20 protein-coding genes are annotated in these 22,544 nt (G+C 35.9%); 2 read left to right on the top strand and 18 right to left on the bottom strand.

Annotated elements, in window-relative coordinates; all coding sequences use genetic code 11:
• Positions 1 to 138: 138 nt before the first annotated feature.
• A complete protein-coding gene (locus tag GQR60_RS13035) occupies positions 139 to 2,559 on the bottom strand; it encodes an efflux RND transporter permease subunit (protein ID WP_124993353.1) in 2,421 nt (806 codons plus the stop codon).
• A 491-nt stretch (positions 2,560 to 3,050) separates the two neighbouring features.
• Here GQR60_RS13035 and GQR60_RS13030 point away from each other — a divergent pair, with 491 nt between their 5' ends.
• The gene (locus GQR60_RS13030; RefSeq protein WP_124993352.1) at positions 3,051 to 4,745 is read left to right on the top strand and encodes a Na/Pi cotransporter family protein; all 1,695 of its coding nucleotides are present in this window, start codon (positions 3,051 to 3,053) and stop codon (positions 4,743 to 4,745) included.
• A gap of 482 nt (positions 4,746 to 5,227) precedes the next feature.
• On the opposite strand, the gene atpG is transcribed toward GQR60_RS13030, so the two are convergent.
• The 14 genes from atpG to rsgA form a co-directional block, all read right to left on the bottom strand.
• A complete protein-coding gene (atpG, locus tag GQR60_RS13025) occupies positions 5,228 to 6,100 on the bottom strand; it encodes an ATP synthase F1 subunit gamma (protein ID WP_124993351.1) in 873 nt (290 codons plus the stop codon).
• A gap of 78 nt (positions 6,101 to 6,178) precedes the next feature.
• Positions 6,179 to 7,780: a F0F1 ATP synthase subunit alpha gene (atpA, locus tag GQR60_RS13020; RefSeq protein ID WP_124993350.1), complete on the bottom strand. Its 1,602-nt coding sequence runs from the start codon at positions 7,778 to 7,780 to the stop codon at positions 6,179 to 6,181.
• 42 nt (positions 7,781 to 7,822) lie between these two features.
• The gene (atpH, locus tag GQR60_RS13015) at positions 7,823 to 8,371 is read right to left on the bottom strand and encodes an ATP synthase F1 subunit delta (RefSeq protein ID WP_124993349.1); all 549 of its coding nucleotides are present in this window, start codon (positions 8,369 to 8,371) and stop codon (positions 7,823 to 7,825) included.
• 61 nt (positions 8,372 to 8,432) lie between these two features.
• Entirely contained in the window at positions 8,433 to 8,927 is a 495-nt protein-coding gene (locus GQR60_RS13010) for a F0F1 ATP synthase subunit B (RefSeq protein ID WP_124993348.1), read from the bottom strand.
• Positions 8,928 to 9,025: 98 nt separating this feature from the next.
• The gene (gene atpE, locus GQR60_RS13005) at positions 9,026 to 9,283 is read right to left on the bottom strand and encodes an ATP synthase F0 subunit C (protein WP_156194809.1); all 258 of its coding nucleotides are present in this window, start codon (positions 9,281 to 9,283) and stop codon (positions 9,026 to 9,028) included.
• A gap of 62 nt (positions 9,284 to 9,345) precedes the next feature.
• A complete protein-coding gene (gene atpB, locus GQR60_RS13000; RefSeq protein ID WP_124993347.1) occupies positions 9,346 to 10,431 on the bottom strand; it encodes a F0F1 ATP synthase subunit A in 1,086 nt (361 codons plus the stop codon).
• Positions 10,432 to 11,086: 655 nt separating this feature from the next.
• Complete coding sequence (locus GQR60_RS12995; protein ID WP_124993346.1) at positions 11,087 to 11,329, bottom strand: AtpZ/AtpI family protein; 243 nt, start codon at positions 11,327 to 11,329, stop codon at positions 11,087 to 11,089.
• Complete coding sequence (locus GQR60_RS12990) at positions 11,316 to 11,684, bottom strand: bactofilin family protein (protein WP_124993345.1); 369 nt, start codon at positions 11,682 to 11,684, stop codon at positions 11,316 to 11,318. The genes GQR60_RS12995 and GQR60_RS12990 overlap by 14 nt, the downstream gene beginning before the upstream one ends.
• 311 nt (positions 11,685 to 11,995) lie before the next feature.
• Positions 11,996 to 12,994 carry a beta-ketoacyl-ACP synthase III gene (locus GQR60_RS12985; RefSeq protein WP_124993344.1) on the bottom strand — a complete coding sequence of 333 codons (999 nt, stop codon included), beginning with the start codon at positions 12,992 to 12,994 and terminating at the stop codon, positions 11,996 to 11,998.
• A 232-nt stretch (positions 12,995 to 13,226) separates the two neighbouring features.
• Positions 13,227 to 13,412, bottom strand: coding sequence for a 50S ribosomal protein L32 (gene rpmF, locus GQR60_RS12980; protein WP_101311674.1), 186 nt, complete (start codon positions 13,410 to 13,412; stop codon positions 13,227 to 13,229).
• Between the two features lie 16 nt (positions 13,413 to 13,428).
• The gene (locus tag GQR60_RS12975; RefSeq protein WP_124993343.1) at positions 13,429 to 13,956 is read right to left on the bottom strand and encodes a YceD family protein; all 528 of its coding nucleotides are present in this window, start codon (positions 13,954 to 13,956) and stop codon (positions 13,429 to 13,431) included.
• Positions 13,957 to 14,157: 201 nt separating this feature from the next.
• Positions 14,158 to 15,303 (bottom strand): sensor histidine kinase, encoded by a 1,146-nt coding sequence (locus GQR60_RS12970; RefSeq protein ID WP_191991622.1) that lies wholly within the window; start codon positions 15,301 to 15,303, stop codon positions 14,158 to 14,160.
• Between the two features lie 65 nt (positions 15,304 to 15,368).
• The gene (gene mnmH, locus GQR60_RS12965) at positions 15,369 to 16,400 is read right to left on the bottom strand and encodes a tRNA 2-selenouridine(34) synthase MnmH (RefSeq protein WP_124993341.1); all 1,032 of its coding nucleotides are present in this window, start codon (positions 16,398 to 16,400) and stop codon (positions 15,369 to 15,371) included.
• A gap of 83 nt (positions 16,401 to 16,483) precedes the next feature.
• Positions 16,484 to 17,410, bottom strand: a complete 927-nt coding sequence (gene rsgA, locus GQR60_RS12960; protein WP_124993340.1) for a ribosome small subunit-dependent GTPase A — start codon at positions 17,408 to 17,410, stop codon at positions 16,484 to 16,486.
• Positions 17,411 to 17,564: 154 nt separating this feature from the next.
• Between rsgA and GQR60_RS12955 the strand changes: the two genes are divergently transcribed.
• Entirely contained in the window at positions 17,565 to 18,332 is a 768-nt protein-coding gene (locus tag GQR60_RS12955) for an exodeoxyribonuclease III (protein ID WP_124993339.1), read from the top strand.
• A gap of 242 nt (positions 18,333 to 18,574) precedes the next feature.
• On the opposite strand, the gene pepE is transcribed toward GQR60_RS12955, so the two are convergent.
• The 3 genes from pepE to GQR60_RS12940 form a co-directional block, all read right to left on the bottom strand.
• Positions 18,575 to 19,285 (bottom strand): dipeptidase PepE, encoded by a 711-nt coding sequence (gene pepE / locus GQR60_RS12950; RefSeq protein ID WP_124993338.1) that lies wholly within the window; start codon positions 19,283 to 19,285, stop codon positions 18,575 to 18,577.
• A 46-nt stretch (positions 19,286 to 19,331) separates the two neighbouring features.
• Positions 19,332 to 21,338, bottom strand: a complete 2,007-nt coding sequence (locus GQR60_RS12945; protein ID WP_124993337.1) for a tetratricopeptide repeat-containing sensor histidine kinase — start codon at positions 21,336 to 21,338, stop codon at positions 19,332 to 19,334.
• Between the two features lie 123 nt (positions 21,339 to 21,461).
• Positions 21,462 to 22,541 carry an outer membrane beta-barrel protein gene (locus GQR60_RS12940; RefSeq protein WP_160463479.1) on the bottom strand — a complete coding sequence of 360 codons (1,080 nt, stop codon included), beginning with the start codon at positions 22,539 to 22,541 and terminating at the stop codon, positions 21,462 to 21,464.
• Between the last annotated feature and the right edge of the window lie 3 nt (positions 22,542 to 22,544).

Raw genomic sequence — 22,544 nt, 5'->3', positions numbered from 1 at the left:
TAGATATAAGAAGTTAGATCTGAGATCGATTTACAGGAACTCAAAAAAACCTCAAATGAGATTTATGCTTTTAATCAGAAATCGCTAAAGGCAATTATAGAATAGCTTTCAGAAACAGCTCACTAAAATATAAAAAAATCAATTCACAAGGCTTTCTTTTTCCTCTTTGTTTTCCATCGGAGCAATTCTAAGATCATCCAGTTCAATATCTTCCTCTTCATCGAAAATCTGAAGCAGTGGTTCTTTGAACGATCGGTTGGTAATAAACTTCTCAAGAGTCAGCAACAATGATGGCAACAAAATTAAGTTGGAGAGCATTGCTGAAAGTAAAGTTACCGACACCAGTATCCCCAAAGAAACAGTTCCTCCAAAATCAGATAAAGCAAAAATACCGAAACCGAAAAACAAAATGATAGAGGTGTACATCATACTTTGCCCGGTTTCTCGAAGTGCAAGAACAACAGATGATCGAATACTCCAATTGGTTGCTTTTAATTCTTGACGGTATTTAGCCAAATAGTGAATGGTATCGTCAACGGAAATACCAAATGCAATACTAAACACCAATATGGTTGATGCCTTAATAGGAATGCCGAAAAAGCCCATTAGTGCTGCTGTAATTATCAATGGCAAAATGTTTGGCAGCAAAGCAACCACAACCATTCTTTTGGAAGAAAACATCCAGGCCATGAATGAGGCAATAAGAAAAATTGCCAAAGCAAGACTTATAAATAGATTCTTTACCAGATATTTATTCCCTTTAAAAAAGATGATACTGGATCCTGTTACATGAACAGTGTATTGATTCTCAGGGAAAATTTCGCTTACACGGGCAAGAATTCTTTGCTCCATTTCTTCCATTCTGGTAGTTCCGATATCCTTCATTCGAAAACTCATTCGGGTAATTGACTGAGTAGAATCCACGAAAGTGCTGAACAATTTAGAATCATCACCAGTATCGGCCTTGGCCAAATAGGACATTATCACATTTCGAGTATTGCTGGTTGGCAATTTGTAGTATTTTTCCTTGCCGTTGAAGTAAGCTTGATTGGCGAATTTAGCCGCCTCAACAATCGAAACAGATGATGATATTTCAGGATATGATTTTAACGTATCGTTAAGAGCATTTAATCGTTTTAAGGTTGATAACTTTAAAATGCCTGCCTTTTTCTTGGTTTCTACCATCACTTCCAAAGGCATAATTCCATCCATGTTCTTTTCGAAGAACTTCAGATCCTGAAATATTACATTGTCATGCGGCAAGTCATCAACCATATAACCAGTGCTTTTAATTTTGCTGATTCCAACACCCCCAATGGCAACCAAAATAAATGCCACAGTATAAACTACAGTCCGTCTGTTTAATACAATCTTTACCAATTTGCCCACAAACCAAACAGTCATTTTATTGTCCAAATGACTTGTTGCTTTTTGATCCGGAGGGTTTAAAAAACTAAAAATGATTGGGATTAGAAGTAATGAAAGAACAAAAACCACCATAATATTTAAGGCCGCAATCACACCAAACTCCTTCAATATCTGACTGGAAGTCACTATAAAAGTAGCAAAACCTGATGCTGTAGTAAGATTGGTTAAGAAAGTTGCATTTCCAATTTTAGAGACAACACGTTGCAAAGCTTTTATCTTGTTGTTGTGCCGAATATATTCTCCGTGATATTTATTAATGAGAAAAACGGAATTCGGAATCCCGATTACCACCAGTAATGGCGGTAACATTGCGGTAAGCAAAGTAATTTTGTAATCGAACAAGACCATTGATCCAACCGCCCAGATTACACTCAAACCAACAACCAACATACAAAAGAAAACCACTTTAAAAGAGCGGAAAAACATAAATAAAATAATCGCAGTAATTAGAAGAGAAAGGTAAATGAACATTTTCATCTCCTTTTTAATCATTTGCGCGGTAACTACCCTAATATAAGGAAGTCCCGAGTATTTCATTTCCAAATTGTACTTGGCAGTAAACCGGTCAGTAATTTCCCGAACCTTAACAACCATTGGTTCACGCGCTTTCGAATTAATAATTCTGCCGTTCACCGTAATTCCCATCAAATATGTATGAGATTCCTTATTAATTAAGCTGCCTTGATAAAATGGCAATGACTCGGCAACAATAGCAAGACTATCTAATTCTTCCTGGGAATTTAGTTTCTTTGGGAATATTGTTTGAAATTCAAATTTCTTCGCTTCACTGTTTTTATTGATATTGTAGGTATGTGCAATGGAAACCACGGCATCAATTCCATCCAAAGCTTTCAGGCTGTCTCCTAAGGCAATCCAATCGTTAAACTTCGCAAGTTCATAAAAATCAGTATCCTGAACGGCAAAAACCATTACATTTCCTTCTTGCCCAAAAGTGTTTTTAAAACGCTCATATTCCACAGATGCAGGGTCATCATCAGGAAGAAGTGCCGCATACTGATAGGACATCTCCACAAATTGAGCTTTGTATCCCATAAATATTGTGATAAGTCCAACTATCACCAAAAGTAAAATTCTATTCCTAAGAATTAATCCTGCAATTCTGTTCCACATACTATTATCCTGCTAAAGAGATCTTCTCGTTTTTATTTTTAGATTTCGGCGAAAATACGACTTATAATCATTTTATCAAAAGATGATGATTGTATAGAATCCTAATACGCATCTGTTAATGGTATTAAGCTTCAAAATTATACAAATTCAATGAAACCAGTTGGTTTTTAACAAATTAATTGCCAAAAACAAGTGTGTTTTAAATGATTAAATCTCAATTATTCACAAATTTCATTAAAAATTAAATATGAATCCCAATTTTCCTGATGCAAGCCTGCACACAATCAACTTACTATCAAAACAATTAGTAAGCGTTAAAAATTTATAAAAAATCTCGGTGCCAATTTATTGTAACATTTTTCTAAGCTTATTTTTACTTTTTCTTAATACTCAATTAACACGATAAAAAATTAGAGGTTTTGTAAATATCTTCTATTTTTGCGGCCTTAACAGCTACTAATCTATTGAAAAACAAATAAACTAAATAAGTTATGAATTACGGATTGACCGATATTTTAACACTTATAGGGTCTTTAGGCTTATTCCTTTACGGAATGAAATTGATGAGTGAATCTCTTCAACAAGTTGCCGGAGACAAGATGCGAACCATTCTCGCAGCAATGACTTCCAACCGATTTAAAGGTGTAATGACTGGTGTGTTAATTACTGCCCTTATTCAGTCGTCATCAGCAACAACTGTAATGGTGGTTAGCTTTGTAAATGCCGGGTTGTTATCTCTGGTAGAATCGATAGGAGTAATTATGGGTGCCAATATCGGTACTACGGTTACTGCCTGGTTAATCTCACTTTTGGGATTTAAGGTTAGTATGAGTGCAATATCTTTGCCTTTAATAGGTTTAGGTCTTCCATTCCTGTTTTCAAAAAATCGCACAAAGAAAAATTGGGGTGAATTGATTATGGGATTTGCCTTACTTTTTATTGGCTTGCAATTTCTTAAAACCTCAATGCCTGATATCAAAAATAATCCTGAGATTCTAAATTTCCTGACCAGCTATACGGACATGGGATTTGCTTCTTCCCTACTATTTTTGACTATCGGAACCCTTCTTACTATCTTAATTCAATCATCATCAGCTACCATGGCACTTACCTTAGTAATGTGTAATAGTGGATGGATTAGTTTCGAAATGGCTGCTGCTATGGTACTGGGAGAAAATATTGGTACTACCATTACAGCGAATCTTGCCGCAATGATTGCCAACACTTCAGCTAAAAGAGCTGCAAGAGCCCATCTAATCTTTAATACTTTTGGTGTTATGTGGATGCTGATTGCACTGCCATTTTTCTTAAAGATGGTTGCTTGGGTTAACATGACTATTCTTGGTGGAGGCAATCCTTTTACAAACACAGCTGCCGTACCTATTTCTTTGTCATTATTTCATACCGGATTTAATATTCTAAATGTTGTTATCCTGATTTGGTTTGCCAATTTCATAGTAAAAGTAGTTACCAAACTGGTTCCTGTTCGGGAAGATGTAGAAGAGGAATTCAAACTTCAGCACATAAAGACTGGAACTCTTTCTACTCCAGAAGCATCTTTATTTTTAGCTAAAAAAGAAATCAGTGCATACGTAAAAAGCACGAAGAAAATGTTTAGCTATACCAAGCAGGCATTTAACGAAACTAATGATAAAACTTTCAATAAACTTTTCGAGAAAATTGACAAAAGAGAAGATGAAAGTGATGATATGGAAGTGGAAATTGCCAACTTTCTTGCTAAAGTGTCTGAAACCAGACTAAGTTCTGAAAACTCGGAAAGAGTTCGTGCTTATTTTAAAATGGTAAGTGATATTGAAAGTGTTGGTGATTCAACTCTTAACCTCGCCAAAGCAATGAAAAGGAAACGCGAACAAAAAGCATGGTTTCCTCAGGAATTGAGAGATAATATCAACAATATGTTCGCCTTGGTTGACGAAGCTCTTGATGTGATGCATGAAAACACTAAAAAAGAATTTGCGGAAGTAAAAATCAAAAAAGCCTGGGAAATTGAGCGTGAAATAAATGATTACCGAACTCTCCTAAAAACAGAACATTTAAACAATGTTGAGGAACATAAATACAAATATCAGGCTGGTATTATCTACAACGATCTGTTCTCCGAGTGTGAAAAAATAGGTGATTACTGCATCAATGTAAGTGAAGCTCTTAACGAGATAAAAGAATAATCCAGCTATTGGCATTTTAGCCATTGGCTTTTGGAATACAATTGATCCTCATCCGGAATGGATGGGGATTTTTTTTGTCCTGTTTCACCATCAGAACAATCCAACATATCGTGAACCACTGGGAATTTAATGGAGCAGTCCCGTGCTGTCTGTAGTAAAATGATAAACTTATATTGGTAAGTTACACGGTATTGGAACTGCTGTTTCAATACCAATCTATTTCCCCTATCTGGACACGTTGTATACTTTTTCATTTGATTTAACACAATTGTCTGGGAAATACATCGCACCAATTGTGAAAAGGATCAATTGCTATAGCTTAACAGTCATTGTAAATTTAGAATTTCGGCCAGTCTGTATAAGTAGCTATCACAGACTGGCCTAAATTCATCACAAAAACAAGTCTATTCTAAAAAAAAAGCCCACCCTAAGGTGAGCTTGCAGCAAATATAAATCGTTTAAATATGGTCTTTAAAATGGCATTAGCTGGACAATGCATCTGCTCCTGATACAATCTCCAAAATTTCGTTGGTGATTGCAGCCTGACGGGCTTTATTGTAGGTCAGATTCAGATCCTGAATTAAATCAGAAGCATTATCTGTTGCCTTATGCATTGCTGTCATTCTTGCTCCGTGTTCCGAAGCAAAAGAATCCAGCATTGCCTTATAAAATTGTGTTTTTAAAGATTTTGGAATCAACTCATCTAAAATTTCTTCCTGATTTGGTTCAAAAATATATTCTGTCTGACTGCTCATATCCTCTTCGGGCTGAACTACTGGCAAAAACTGTTCGGTTGTTAGAATTTGTACTCCCGCATTTTTAAACTGATTGTAAACTAATTCAACTCTGTCATATTTCCCTTCTACAAACTCTTTCATAACGAAAGAAGCAATAGCCGAAACACTTTCAAAGTTCAAATTATCGTACACATGATTGTATTCTCCAACAACATTAAAATGTTTACGAAGAATTTCAAATCCCTGCTTTCCAATTGCCAATATGTGCAGTGAACCTCGCTGCTTTTGTTCAGCGTAAGTAGTCTCACCCAAAATAGTAACCTGCTTAATTACATTTGCATTAAATCCACCGCATAAGCCCTTGTTAGATGTAATCGCAACCAACAAAACCTTTTCAGGCTTTCTCTCCACACCGTATAAGTTATCATCAGAATTAGTCAAACTTCCAGTCAGGTTCGATAAAATCTCATGAAGCTTAGCCGCAAATGGACGAATTTGCACGATAGCATCCTGAGCCTTTTTTAATTTGGCAGCAGAAACCATTTTCATCGCCGCAGTAACCTGTTTGGTTTTCTGAACCGATGAAATACGAGTACGAATTTCTTTTAAATTAGCCATTTATTCTAATTCATAATTAGCAATGATCAATTAATAATTAATGAGTTATCTTCCTCATTATTAATTACTAATTGTTAATTATTTATATTTCGCAGATAACTCATTCACAACGGATTTCATGATATCCTGTGCTTCTTGAGTATATTTTCCCGATCCCAGCTCAGTTAACACTGCTTTGTGCTTCATAGCCATGAAATCAAGAAATTCAATTTCAAATTCTTTCACTTTATCTACAGGAACATTACGCAATAATCCTTGTGATCCGCAGTATAAAATAGCTACCTGCTTATCAACGGTGTAAGGTGAATATTGTCCTTGTTTTAAGATTTCCACATTCTTTGAACCTTTATCTAAAACTGAACGGGTTGCAGCATCCATATCAGAACCAAACTTGGAAAAAGCCTCTAATTCACGATATTGAGCCTGATCCAGCTTCAAAGTACCCGCTACTTTCTTCATTGATTTGATCTGAGCATTACCACCCACACGAGATACCGAGATACCTACATTAATTGCAGGACGAATACCAGCATTAAAAAGATCTGATTCCAAGAAAATCTGACCATCGGTAATCGAAATTACATTGGTTGGAATGTATGCTGATACATCACCAGCCTGAGTCTCGATAATTGGAAGTGCAGTCAAAGAACCTCCTCCTCTAATAATCGATTCACCATTCTTATCCTTAGCATTTTTCATGCTCTCAGGCAAGTCATTCATCTGACGGGCAATCTCATCTGAATTAATGATTTTAGCCGCACGTTCTAACAATCTTGAGTGCAAATAAAATACATCACCTGGATATGCTTCACGCCCTGGTGGACGGCGAAGCAGCAGAGAAACCTCACGGTATGATACCGCTTGTTTCGATAAATCATCATAAATAATCAATGCAGGACGACCTGTATCGCGGAAAAACTCTCCAATAGAAGCTCCTGCAAAAGGGGCATAAAACTGCAATGCAGCCGGATCAGCTGCTGTTGCCATCACAATAACCGTATAGGCCATTGCTCCATGCTCCTCAAGTGTTCTGGCAATATTTGCTACAGTAGAACCTTTCTGTCCTATAGCTACATAGATACAATAAACCGGCTCTCCCTTGTCGTAAAATTCTTTCTGATTGATAATGGTATCAATTGCGATTGCTGTTTTACCGGTCTGACGGTCACCAATGATTAACTCACGCTGTCCGCGTCCAATCGGAATCATCGCATCAATCGACTTTAATCCTGTTTGCAAAGGCTCTGTTACCGGCTGACGATAAAGCACCCCGGGAGCTTTACGTTCCAATGGCATTTCGTATGTTACACCCTTTATTTCCCCTTTTCCATCAACAGGTTCACCAATGGTATTAATTACACGTCCTAACATTCCCTCACCAACATTGATTGAGGCAATTCGCTTGGTTCGTTTTACAACATCACCTTCTTTAATTCCTTGAGTTTCTCCCAAAAGAACAGCTCCGACATTGTCCTCTTCGAGGTTCAATACAATACCTAAAACGCCATTTTGGAATTCAATCAACTCATTGGATTCAACGTGCGATAAACCGTAGATGCGGGCGATACCATCCCCAACTTGCAATACGGTTCCGACTTCTTCCAGTTCTGCTTCGGTTTTTAATCCTTGTAATTGCTGCTTTAGGATTTCCGAAACTTCTGCAGGTTTAATACTAGCCATATTTAATTTTTATTTAGTCAGAGTTTAATCCGATTTGAAATTCTATTTCATATGATTTGAAAGCAATTCGCGCTTAATTAAATTCAACTGATTGCTAACACTCGCATCCAGTTGCTGATCTTCAATTCGAAGCACAAATCCACCAATAATTTCTTTATCAACCACTTCCTGCAATTCAATTTTTGCATTGAAAGATTTTGAAAGTAATTCGCTCAATTTGAGATTACTTTCCTTTTCAATAGCTGATGCAGATGTAAGTGTTGCTGATAAAACCCCTTTATCTTTACGACACAATGACAAAAAATTTCGGGAAATATCCTTTAGATAAATTTCACGACGATTTTGCACCACCAAATCTAAAAAATTAAGACTGACCGGATTTATTTTATCACCAAATATCAGCTTAACCGAAGTTCTTTTCTGAGAAGTTTTAACAACAGGACTTTCAACCATAAGCCAAAATTCAGGCATTGTTTTACAAACCTCATCAATCAGCTGAATATCTTTAATTACGGACTCAATTAAGTTCTCCTCTTTTCCTAATTCAAAAAGAGCTTTGGCATAACGAACCGAGATTTTACTTTCGTTCATATTCTTTTAGATTATTAGATGTGAGATCTGAGATTCAACGAGATTCCCATTCTCTCATTTACTAATTCAACTTTACTTCGTCCATTAACTTTTTGAAGTAATCTTTTTGCTGCTGATCATCAGCAAATTGCTGACGGAGAATTTTCTCTGCTATTTCAACAGAAAGAAGTGCAACCTGAGCTTTAATTTCATTCAAAGCTGCGGATTTTTCACTCTCAATGTTTATTCGTGCCGATTCTATTACTTTATCAGCCTCAAGAGTCGCTTTTTGTTTGGCTTCACTAACCAATTTACTGCCCATCTCTTTTGCCTCTTTAAGCATTGCTTCACGCTCTTTTCTTGCCTCCTGAAGAATTCTTTCATTATCGGCCTGTAATGCCGCCATTTCTTCTTTGGCACGCTCAGCAGAACAAAGAGCTTCTTCAATAGAGTCTTCCCGTTCTTTTAATGCACTTAATATCGGTTTCCAAGCAAACTTTTTCAGGATAAATAATACAATGGCAAATGCCAAAAGCATCCATATAAAAGTTCCTAATTCAGGTGTTACCAAGCCCATGTTATTCTATTTTAATTCACTTAAAGTGATGTTAACATCCAAATAGATTCCACAATTTGCCGCAGACAATCTCTTATGGCAAATTGTGGATAATGCTATTACAATACGATAGCCAACAAACAGATGATAATCGCAAAAAATGCAGCACCTTCAATAAGAGCCGCAGCAACAATCATGTTTGAACGAATATCTCCAGAAGCTTCTGGTTGACGAGCAATACTCTCAAGAGCACTACCACCAATTTTACCGATACCAATACCAGCACCAATGGCAGCTAAACCAGCTCCAAATGCAGCACCCATTTTGGCAATGCCCATACTTGCCGCAGCCTGAAGAAGAATTGTTAATGTAATCATAGCGTTTTTAATTAATTGATAAAAAACTATTAAAGCTCCCATTTTTGGGAGTAGATAAATTCTTAATGATGTTCTTCTGTTGCCATACCAAAGTAAAGCGCAGAAAGAAGCGTAAACACATAAGCTTGAATTAAGGCTACCAACAGCTCAAGCATATCCATAAATACAACAAAAAGTACTGAGACAACTGAGGTTCCGTATCCTAATCCCGGACTAATTTGTCCAAAGATGAAAATCAAACTAACAAAAGCCAAAACAATCATATGACCAGCAGTAATGTTGGCAAAGAGTCGAACCATTAAAACAAATGGTTTTGTGAAAACACCCATTACCTCAACCAAAGGCATCAAAGGTACAGGAAACTTTAACCACCATGGTACACCTGGAGTGTTCACAATATGTTTCCAATACGATTTATTTGCATTCACTGATGTAATTACAAAAGTAAACAATGCCAATACCATTGTTATGGTAATATTTCCGGTGACATTTGCACCTCCCGGTAGAAATGGTACCATTCCCATTAAATTATTCAACCAAATAAAAAAGAAGATGGTTAACAGATAAGGCATGTATTTTGCATATGTCTTTTCTCCAATAGCGGGTTTAGCAATTTCATCCCGAATAAAAATTATAATTGGCTCAACAAAAGACTGAAGACCTAAAGGAGCTTTTCCTTTTCTTCTTGTATACGATTTGGCTACAGAAATAAATACCCACAGCAGAATAACCATACTTATCAGCATGGCGACAACATTCTTAGTCATTGAGATATCAAATGGACGTACTTCATGTCCATTTACCATTTCAACTACTTTTCCTCTGTATTCACCTTCACTGGCAATCGAAAATCCTTCATAATCTGAATGTCCGTGATGAAAATTACTGGACATGAACATGTGAAATCCGGAATGCTGAGAGTAAACGATCACCGGCAAAGGCATGGTTGCATGAAAATCACCAACACTAAAAACATGCCAATCGTAGGAATCAGCAATGTGATCCATTATAAAATTTCCTGGCTCAAACTTTTCTTTTTCATGTGTTTCTTGAGAAGCAGGTTCCGCATGCTCATCTCCAGAGGCAAAAACCGGAATAACATTTAATGCTAAGAAGAAAATCAACAGAAATCGATGAATATTTTTCATACGTAAATGACTTACTTTTTACAACAGATACCAAATACCTTGGCTTGAGGCAAAATCAACTGATTTGGATTTTATTCAATCTGTTTGGTTAAAATGTTAATTCAAAACAAATTGCATTAACAATATTTTCAGGAATGATTACTCATTCATTTATTACTTACTTTTTAAACTAAAAACCTACAGGTTTTTAATTTGACTTCCAAATTTAATAAAAAAACTATTGCATTCGGCTTTTTAAAATCATTTAACATTTCCAGACCTTAGTGTATTGGATAAAGATACAACATCATAAGTCGTATATACTACATAGCAAAATCCAAAAAACAGGACGAAACTCAATGCCTGTGAACGATCCAGTAAAACATAAATTATGACAAAACTTAGGTGTGAGAATAATTTTATTCCAAACCATGCCATATAATTTGTATTGAAAACCCGGGGATTATTCTTTGCGGATTTAATCAATTTATAATGCTGAAAGGAACTTATCAGGAAAAAGTACAATATAACAAAAGGAAACACATAATTGAACCATGGTTTTAACAAAGTCAAATACATCAGAACCGAGATGACTAAAAGTGCTCCGGAAATAATTCCTAAGTTTCGAATGTACTTTTTAAATGATTTTTCCATATTCGAATTTATATGCGTCCGACTATTTTTTTAACAAATCTTTTAACGCAAAATATAAGGATAATACAACACCTCCAAAAGCTCCGATGATTGTGAATAATGGAAATTCATTTTCCAAATACTTATCTAATTGAAATCCTCCAAATAACACCAAAAGGATGATGGCAATCATTTGAAATGCCAGACCAGAATATTTTGCCAAACTGGTCGTTTGTTGTTTTCTCTTTTCGAAGGAGCTTTTGTGATTCTCTTTACTTTTTTTCATCTTTTTTTGGAGCTGGCTCACCCATTTTACAGGATCCGGTAAATTTGGCTCCTGGCTCAACAGAAATTTTATCAGTAGTAATATTACCTAAAATTACTGCTGAATTTTTTAAATTAACCATTTCTGAAGCAAAAATATTGCCTTCTACCATTCCTGAAACATCAATTGTTTTACAATGAACATCTCCTTGAATTTTACCGGTATTTCCGACAACAACTTTTCCATTCACCTTCATTTTCCCGTTCAGGAATCCATCAATTCGAATATCTCTTGATGCTTGAATATCTCCGGTTATGGATGTTCCATCGCAGATCAAATTTACTGCGGTTGACTGTACTTCGTTGTTTTTGCTCATTTTATCTTTTTTGCTAAACATGTTAATATCATATTGAATTTATAAATCTGAGTGGATAAATATTGCCAACACTTATGAAACTGATCTCATCACCATAAAGCAGTTACAGATACACGAATTTCATCAGCAATAGTAAATCAACTCAATTTTATAAAAAAAAGTATTTTCGAATTAAAAAAGAGCTTACGGCTCTCTTTGCAAGCCATACAAATATAAAAATTTGGTTGAAGAAAAACCACTCTTTTAAAATGATTCCAAGAAAAAAGGCCTCCCAATTGGAGGCCTGATTATATTTTCACTTAATTATTGTTTTATTTAGGATTGTAACCCCATTTCAAAAGAATTGAGCCCCAGGTAAACCCAGCCCCAAATCCTGAAAGGATAATGTTATCACCTTTACTCAATTGGTTCTCCCACTCCCATAAACACAAAGGAATTGTTGCAGAAGTAGTGTTTCCGTATTTCTCAATATTGATCATTACTTTCTCTTTTGCCAATCCCATCCGTTTTGCTGTAGCTTCGATAATACGGTTATTCGCCTGATGCGGTACTAACCATGCTAAATCATCAGCAGTCATATTGTGTTTTTCCATCATTTCAACGGAAACATCAGCCATATTGGAAACAGCATGCTTAAATACATGATTTCCCTCCTGATAAATGAAATGCTCGCGGGCATCAACTGTTTCATGACTCGCCGGTTTGCAAGATCCACCAGCTTTTTGATGCAGATGTTTTCTACCAAACCCTTGAGTATGCAGTATCTCATCGATAATGCCAATATTTTCAGTAGTTGGCTCCAACATTACTGCTGCTGCGCCATCTCCAAATATAGGGCAAGTCTGACGATCTGTATAATCAACGATTGATGACATTTTTTCAGCACCAACAATTACCACTTTCTTATACATTCCCGATTGAATGTATTTTGAACCTGTTACCAATGCGAATAAGAATCCCGAACATCCGGCATTTAAATCAAAACTAAATGCGTCATTAATTCCCAGTTTATCACTAATTATATTAGCTGTTGCCGGAAACTGCATGTCAGGAGTTACTGTTGCACAAATCAACAAATCTACATCCTCAGGAGAAGTATTGGTTTTTTTCAAAAGCTCTTCAACAGCTTTAGCTCCTAAATCTGAAGATCCTTTTCCTGCGCCTTTTAGAATTCTTCTTTCCTTAATACCAATACGAGTCATAATCCACTCATCGGTTGTTTCAACCATGGTGCTTAATTCCTCATTGGTAAGAACATAGTCCGGAACATAAGCTCCAACACCTGTTATTACTGCATTAATTTTTGACATTCTTCTAGCTTACTTAGTGTTTATCAGATAGATTCAGCGTTCTACTTACACAAAAATCCCATTCTAAACAAATTAAACAGATACCGAATTATACTTCAACAAAAAATGATTGAAACAATTTAATAACTCCGGAATTTGCAAAATGAAACTGTATAATAAGCAAAATTGCTCCCAAGTAAGACCTGAGGAGCAAATTTACATATTGCGTTTAACCTAAATAACTTGACTTAGATTATGCTGTAACTTTCTTTTCGATCGCCAATTTACCTCTGTAATAACCGCATTCAGGGCAAACAGTATGATATTTAACAGTTGCTCCACAATTTGAGCAAGATGCTAAAGTAGCTGGAGTAGTTTTAAGATGAGTTCTTCTCTTATTTCTTCTCTGCTTCGACGTTCTGTGTTTTGGATGTGCCATTTTTCAACCTATTTAACTAATTATTATCAATCAATTTTCTTAAATCATTCCATCTTGGATCGATGATCTGTTCATCGTTCACCGAATGGTCATTCAATTTTTGAATCATTTCTTCATTACAAGTACTATCTCCATCTTCATCTTCCGGATGAACAAAGCTTAAAGGCAAGCTAAGTGAAAACAGTTCATAGATGTAATGTGCTGTTTCCAGTTCGTTTACCGCTTCTGAAATCACAATAACATCATCAGCCAATTCTTCGTTTTCTTCTCCAAATTTCACATAAACAGAGCTTTCTCCGCTCACCTCCATGTCAAATGGTTCGAGACAACGATCACAGGCCACATTCATTTTACCTTCCAATTCAATAGTAAGAGTCATAACCAAAGTTTTCTTCTCCAGTGTTACTTTCACTGAGGCATCAACCTGATATGCATCTTCCTGTTGAAAATGCTCAAAGAATTCCTGATCAATGGTAAAATTGAATTCATGCTTACCATCTTTCAATCCTTTGAAAGGAATCGTATATTTTGCTAGATAATCCAAAATATTCTAATAAAACTTTGCAAAAGTATAAAAATTAATCATACGTTTTCATAAATCTCAACATCTTTTTTCGGCAATCTTAACCAATTATTAAACTGAATTACAGTTTCAATGATAAAACTCCCTTGAAAACGGGCTGCAAAAATAGGTAGTTATTTGTTGGTTTCAAAAAAAAAATCAGCTATTTGAAAATCAAATGGTTCAATTTAAAGGTAAAATAATCCTAAACACCGCACCGTTACCCAATTCTGAGCTAACAACAAAAATTTTTCCGCGGTGATAATTTTCAATAATTCGTTTCGAAAGAGATAATCCAAGCCCCCATCCTCTCTTTTTTGAGGTAAATCCTGGCTTAAAAATAGTCTTAAATTGATTTCTTGCTATGCCTTTACCGGTATCGCTGATATCGATTATTAGTTGATTTGCTTTATTCGAAACTAAAAATTTCAAACTCCCCTTGCCTTCCATCGCATCAACCGCATTCTTCGACAAATTCTCTATTACCCAAGAAAATAACTCTTTATTTAATGGAACAACTGCATTCTCCACATCAACACCATCTAAATTAAAATCAACCTTGCCCGAAGTTCTCTTTTTTAAGTATTCGATACTGTTGCTAAGTACATCCAAGATGTTTGTAAACTTTAAAACCGGCTTTGAACCAATTTTTGAAAAACGTTCAGCGATTACCTCTAACCGATTAACATCTTTTGCCATTTCGAGAGATAATTGAGGATCAATCTCACCGGATTTAATCAGCTCCATCCAAGCCATTAAAGAGCTGATAGGCGTTCCCAACTGATGAGCTGTTTCTTTTGACATTCCGACCCAAACCTGGTTCTGTTCAGCTGATTTTGAATACGAAAAAGCCAAAAATGCAATCAGAATAAATGTGATAATCGCTCCCAATTGAACAAATGGATACCAGGCCAATCGCTTTAAAAGACTCGAATCGTCGAAATAGATGTAGTTTTTCCCATTTACAAGCTCTATTTCAATAAAATGGTTATCATCCTTCATGTCCTGAAGTTTCTCCTTTAAAACCTCATCTTCATTCCTTTTCGGGAGTTTAATATTTCTATGATCAACGATATTTCCATCATCATCAATAAGAATAACAGGAATGGTTTCATTCTGTTCCAGAATACGGTTAATCAGAGAAACATCCTGATCTGGATTCAACTGCAGACTCCGCATTCCTTCAGCCCACAATTCAATTTTTTTCACCTCTTCGTTAGCTAGTTTTCCAACTAAATTATTGGTATAAAGAATTGAGCCAAAAACGATTATTATGGCAATCAGTAAAAAATAAAATTTCCAATGCCGGTTTTTCAGATAGATATCCAAGATTTTCGAGTTCTAAGGTTTCACATAAAGGTAACGACAAATCTTTTGATTTCTTATCCCAAAAACTACTTCTTTAAGTTCGAGTAGAATTCAATTATGGCTTTCGCATTCTCTTTAGGATCATCTTTTTCGAGTGCAATAGAATAAATGGTTTGCCCTTTTCGTTTTTGCTGACCGTGAAGGTAAGCTTTGTCGTAGTAGGTTAAAGTAATATCTGCAACAGTATGAAAATCGCCTTTATCAAGGCTTTCCAAAGCGTTTTTCACATTCAATCCGCCTAATCTTTTCTCAATTTTTAAAACAAGTTCCTTTAAATCAGCAATATCGAAACATGCATATTCCCTCACTAATCTTTCAATTCGCTCGATTTTCGGAATATCCATTTTAACAACATCAGCTTTTCTCATTCTAAGAAACAGTTGCTCGTTAACCCAAACAGCACCAACAGAGTTGCTTTCATCTTCAATCCAAATGGTCTTATCAAAATCGAAACCAGACCAGATTTTAGCCAGTTCATTTTCAAAATTCTCATTGGTTGGTTGATCAGCTTGTCCCAAGGCTCCAAATACCGATCCTTTGTGATTTGCAACTCCCTCTAAATCGAGAACCTGATGTCCCATTTTTATCATTTCATGCAAAACTTCCGTTTTACCGCTTCCAGTCATTCCACCCAAAACAATAATCTCCGCTTTCCGGAGAAACTGCTCTCGATTATACGCTCTGTAAGCTTTGTAACCACCCTTTAACAGATAAACTGTAAATCCGGCAGTCTCGAACAACCAAGCCATGCTTCCGCTTCTCATTCCACCTCTCCAGCAGTGTATCAATATTTTTTTTTCGGGTGCAATTTTTTTTGCTTGCTTTACAAAACGAGCCAATTTTGGCCCCACCAATTCCAAACCTAATAATACAGCTGAATCCTTGCCTGCTCTCTTGTATTTGGTCCCTACTACAACTCTTTCTTCATTGGTGAAAATTGGAAGATTCTGAGCTCCGGGAATATGACCTGTCTCAAATTCTGCAGCAGTTCGAACATCAACCATGGGTAAAATTTCACCCATTTCAAGAAATTCCTTAGGATCAAGTATTGTAGCCATTTATTCGTTCCATATTAATAAAAAATAGCACGTAGTAATTACGTGCTTATGTCTTAAAATCGTTTTTACAATTCCTGTATTTTCTAAATTCTGTATTTGCTGTCCTCATCTTCCATGATCATCCCCAGATAACTTTCGTATCTGGTAATACAGATTTCTCCAATTTCGACTGCGCCTTTTACAGCACATTTTGGTTCATGCACGTGGGTACAGTTGTTGAATTGGCAATGCTTAGAAGTTTTAAATATCTCCGGAAAAAAATGAGACATTTCTTCCTTTTCCATATCAATAGTTCCAAAACCTCTAATGCCAGGAGTATCGATGATATAACCCTCAAAATCCAATTCGAACATTTCTGAAAAAGTTGTGGTGTGCTTCCCTTGAGAATGAGCTTCGGAAATTTCTCCAGTTTTTAGATCCAGACCAGGTTGTATCGCATTTATTAAAGTCGATTTCCCAACTCCTGAGTGTCCCGACAGTAAATTTATTTTGCCTTTTAAGGCTTCTCTGATAATATCCAGATGGGTTCCCTTCTTCGCAGAAATTTCAAAACACTTGTAGCCTATTTTTTCGTACGTATATTTTAGTTCCGCTAAACGTGTTATATCATTTGGACGATATCTGTCAATTTTATTAAAAATAAGATTCACAGGAATTCGATATGCCTCGGCAGCAGCTAAAAAACGATCAATAAAAGTTGTCGTTGTCAACGGATAGTTGACAGTAACAATTAAAAATGCCTGATCGATATTTGCCGCAATAATTTGACTGTGTTTTGACAAATTTGATGATTTACGAATAATATAATTCTTACGATCGTGAATCTTCACAATTACATTCGCCTCATTTTCTTCTTCAAAATCTACTTTATCACCAACCGATATAGGATTGGTTGTACGAATGCCTTCCATTCTAAACCGCCCTTTTATCCGGCAATTATGGATTTCACCATCGTTGGATTTTACGGTATACCAACTTCCTGTCGACTTGATTACTACTCCTTCTTTCAATGTTCTTATTTTTATTACAAAAGTAGTTGATTTGAAGTAATTTTAGGCAATCGTATTGCATTTTCTGAATTTTTAATTTATCTCTTATCTGAATTTATCCTTATCAGGGTTTTCTTTTTTTTATCTTTATTCTCTTCAAATAAAAACATACGCTATGCGAAAAATAATAAGTTACAATGTAAATGGAATTCGAGCCGCCCTCGGAAAAGACTTTATTGGATGGCTCAAACAAGAAAATCCGGACATCCTTTTAATTCAGGAAACAAAAGCTCAGCCAGAGCAGATAGAAACTCATCTTTTTGAAGAATTGGGATATCATTGTTACTGGTTTTCTGCTGAAAAAAAAGGATACAGTGGTGTTGGTATCCTGACTAAAGAAAAGCCAGACAGTGTGGTTATTGGCGTTGACAACCCAAAATATGATATTGAAGGAAGAGCAATTAGAGCTGATTTTGGAGATGTTTCGGTTTTTAGTACATATCATCCATCAGGAACAACCGGCGGGCCACGACAGGATTATAAAATGGAATGGTTGGCCTATTTTCACGATTATATTAATGAACTTAAAAAAGAAAGACCAAATTTGATTATTGGAGGCGATTATAATATCTGTCACAAAGAAATAGATATTAGTAACCCGGAAAAGAAGAAAGGTGTTTCGGGATTCCTACCTGAAGAAAGAGAATGGGTAAGCCAATTTATTGACAGTGGTTTTATAGACAGCTTCAGAGTATTCGATCAATCACCGGATAAATATAGTTGGTGGAGCTACAGAGCTGGTTCCAGAGGGAAGAATTTGGGTTGGAGAATCGATTACCATATGGTAAGCGAACCTCTTCGCGAGCTACTAAAAGGAGGATCGATACTAGCTGATGTGATTCACTCGGACCATTGTCCTATTGTTGTTGAAGTTGATTTTTAATATCACCGATATAAAATACTATCATCCCGGGAAGGTTTTCCTTTTCGGGATTTTTATTTTTAAATTTGATCCTGCACTTGTTTCTATAATCTATAGAAACACTAACAATCCTAACTGTTGAAGCAATTGATTGGATGACACGCGGACATGGATAACAAAATTAGACTGTTTTGTCAATCCTACTCAAAACTAAAGCAAGCGGTTGAAGCAGATTCAACCGCTTTAAATATATCTTCTAAAATTTATTTCAACAAAAAATTAAAATCATCCTTTGGACTCAATTCGTATGCTTGAACATTATTTTTAAAGATCCGGCAGTTGAGTTTACCAATCAAATTAATTTTCCCGTTTTCTACCAAGAACATACTACCCTCTCTTAAACCTGCAACATACATATCAGTATTTACAACCATAAATTCATTAATACGATCTTCGCGCGTTTCTCCTCCATGACCATCAGGATTTTTATCTAAATAGTGTGGGTTAATCTGAAACGGGATTAAATTAAGTGCATCAAATCCCAAAGGATCTATGATTGGCATATCGTTCGTGGTTTTAATCGTGGGGCAAGCCAAATTTGAACCTGCACTCCAACCGATATATGGCACATTTTCACTGATCACTCTCTTGCGGATTGCCTCCGTCAGGTTGTTTTTATGCACCAAATGCAGCATATTCCATGTACTTCCACCACCTACAACAATTGCTTCAGCCTCTTCAACAGCCTTTACCGGATCTTCGAAATGATGAATAGAAACAATATCATGGCCAACTTCATTGAACTTAGCCTTTACTTTGGCTTCATACTCGTCGAAAGAAACAGTCACTCCTGCGTAGGGGATAAATAAAGCCTTAACCGGCTTATCGCCTAAAAAATCTTTGATGTTGTTTTTAGGATAGTCTAAATATTCCTCCCCGGCCATCGTGGAGTTACTTATTAATAATAATCTCATTTGCGCTGAATTTAGTTTATGTAGATGTGAATTATCTGACCTAAATTTAGACATTTACAAATGAAATCAGGGTCTCCTTTTTCACAAATTCACTAAATTTCTCATCACTCATCGGTCTGCGGGGAATGATAAACGAAAATGTGCTGCCCTTATCAACTTCACTTTCTACCATCATTTCGCCATGATTTTTCACTAAGAAATCCCTGCACAAAGTAATACCCAGACCGGTACCTTTCTCATTAGCAGTGCCATCAGTCGTTTTTCCCTCGTAAATATTCTCAATCTGATCCGGCATCATTCCAATTCCATTGTCAATCACCGAAATTTTAACAAAATACTCTCCAATCTCCGATTTAACTTCAATAATTCCTCCTTTATTGGTGAATTTAATTGCATTTGATATCAAATTTCGCAGAACTGTATTAATCATATTCCAATCGATATACACTTCTACTGAAGGATTGGTACTTGCAATTAAACGAATGGACTTAATTTTTGCTAACTCTGCCGACAAATTTATATTTGAACTAATTATCGAACTGGCATCAACCATTTGTAAATTAGCAGATATTGTAGATGTTTGATTTTTTGCCCAAAACAACAGATTTTCAAGCAATTCGAATGAATTATCCGCAGAATGAAACAAAGATTGCAAAAATTCTGTTTTATCTTCTTCAGACAGATCCAATTCCTTGTCGGTAAGCATCATTCGTAATCCATTACTAATGTTGCCAATTGCTCCCCGCAAGTCATGGGCAATTAAGGAAAACATTTTATCCTTGGTTTCATTGGCTGTTCTAAGCTTATCTTCACTCTCTTTAAGCCTTTTCATTGCTCCTATTAACTCCTCCTGATGCTGACTTACCAGACGATTACGCAGGTATAAAAGCTCATTGTCCTTCAGATTATTTCGGTACCGGAAAGTGAGAAGAAATATAACCACAAGTAGTAAAAGTAGAATCAGTAAACCAATGGTATACTGACGGTTAATTTCCAATTGTTGTGTTTGATTCTCAGCACGAAGAGCCTGATTTTCCTGATTTTTAATGTTTTCCATGTGCCTGGAATCCAAATCATCGATTTTATTTGATAAATGCTCCGACGCAATAGAATCCTGATAAGATTGAAGATTTTGATAGGCAATTACTGAATTCTTATAATCGCCAAGTTTTGTATAGTAAAGCGAAAGATATTTGTAATAATCCCGAAGTAATCTTTTCGATTTTAATTGTTTGCCAACCAGATAACCTTTGTCAAGATGATGTTTTGCTTTGATGAGATCGTTATGATGGAGATATAAATCACTCATATTCAATTCAAAAACCCCGGTTTTATTGTTTGGTCCATTTGATTTATAATAGTCAACAGCCTCATGATAAGTTCGAATAGCTTTAAGAGTATCTCCCATTTCGGTATACAAACTACCAATATCATTCAATAGTTCTCCAACGATGGATCTGTGCGAAATTTCTTTCCCAAGTTTCAGTCCTTTCTGTAAATAATCAATGGCCTGATCATAATCTCGAATTGACTGATAGTAAACACCAAACATATTCAGACATCGGGCAATTCCCACCTTATCATCCAGTTGCTTATAAATAGTGTTGGCTTCCTCTGTGTAATTGTATATTTTGTTGATTTTCCCAGATTGGTAGTAAACAGTAGCCAATTGGTGACTGATATCAGCAACTTCCTTTTGGTAATCATGATTTTTCGCAAAACGATATGCCTGCAGTAAATAATCCAGCGAGAAATCATACTGATTATCCTTATAGTAAGCCGTTCCCAAATAAAACATGGCTTTCACTATTTCCTGATCATAACCAAGACTTTGAGCCGTCGCTAGAGCTCTGGTAGCTATTTCAATTCCTTTTCCAGGTTCGGTATCCCAATATGCCCGGCTCATCTCCAATAATGTCTCCAATTTTTCCTGACCAAACACTTTTGTATAGCGATTATTCAAGCTATCCAAATTTGTCTGAAAATCAGCAAATACAGGCAGAGCAAGGAAGATAGAAAAAAAGCAAATTAAAAGCTGGAATTTTCTTTTCATGTCGCTAATATACTATTTTTAAAGCACATAATTCAACACTCGTCAAAGCTCAAAATGCAAATGAATAAAAATGCCGGATTCATCAAGGATCCGGCATAATAATATTTATCTATTAGTAGTATTCTAAAAACTCACCAAGGTAATTCCAACTGTAAAAGGCACTAATTCCGGACCTTTATTATATTCGAATAAATCGGTTAAACCATAGGTAGCAAAAAAGTTTAGTGAACGATAGCCAATGCGAGCATGAGCTGCACAACGCAGAGTGTTCAGGTTAAAATCGTCGTGATCTTTATCTTTGTGCATATTCCCGTTCGATTTGTATTTCACTTTTGTATGAGAACCAATTCGTAATCCACCCACTAATCCAGCCGACATGTGAACTCTTCGGGATTTGTACTTAACAGGAATTTGAAACTCTAACAATAAAGGTACAGTTAGGTACAAACTGGTTAATTTGCTTTTTTTAATGTTCCAGTCAGGATCAAAAGCAATTGGTTCAATTTTTCCGGAACCATCATTGGCTAATGTTATATTTTGATCGAAACGGTAATTGTTCCACTCCAATCCCATACCAGTCACCAAACCAATGGTGTTTCTTTCCTTTTGTAAACTAATATCATACTGAAGAAAGTTTAAGTTAACGGCAAGTGATTTGGCCATATCTAAATCCATAAAATCCTTCTGATCATCGAGATAATCACCATAATACTCGTCAGCAAAACCATTTACGCCCACTTCAAAACCTGCCCAATGTCCTCGAAAACCTTTCTCCTCTTCAAGAAAAAACTTATCCTGATTAGCATCCCAAGGATTTACCTTCTGAATTCGGATTCTGGTTCCGTGCCAGCCGTCAATAATATTAATCTGCTTTCCGCCAAGTCGGATTTTTGTAGTGTCTCTGTCCTCTTCAAAACCTACTTTGCCAATCTTCCCAATTTTAGCTTTAATCCCTTTGTCATCCTCAACGACTTTTACTAAATCTTTTTCGAGAAATTTAACTTTTGTAGTGTCAGCGGTCGTTTCCCATGATTGAGTTTTAACAGTTTCTTTTTTCTCTGATTTCTTTTTTTGGTTCGACCACGAATCTTCAATTAAAATCTTCTTCTTGATTGTATCTGTTTTTAAGGTATCAGCAACTTCCTGGGCGTTACTTCCAAATACAAGCACAAAGGCCATACATAGCAAAAATATTTTTTTCATCAT

The organism is Labilibaculum euxinicum, from assembly GCF_009795715.1.
GTDB lineage: Bacteria > Bacteroidota > Bacteroidia > Bacteroidales > Marinifilaceae > Labilibaculum > Labilibaculum euxinus.
Note: the sequence above shows the minus strand (reverse complement) of the source record. Positions and strands in the feature narration are given on the sequence as shown.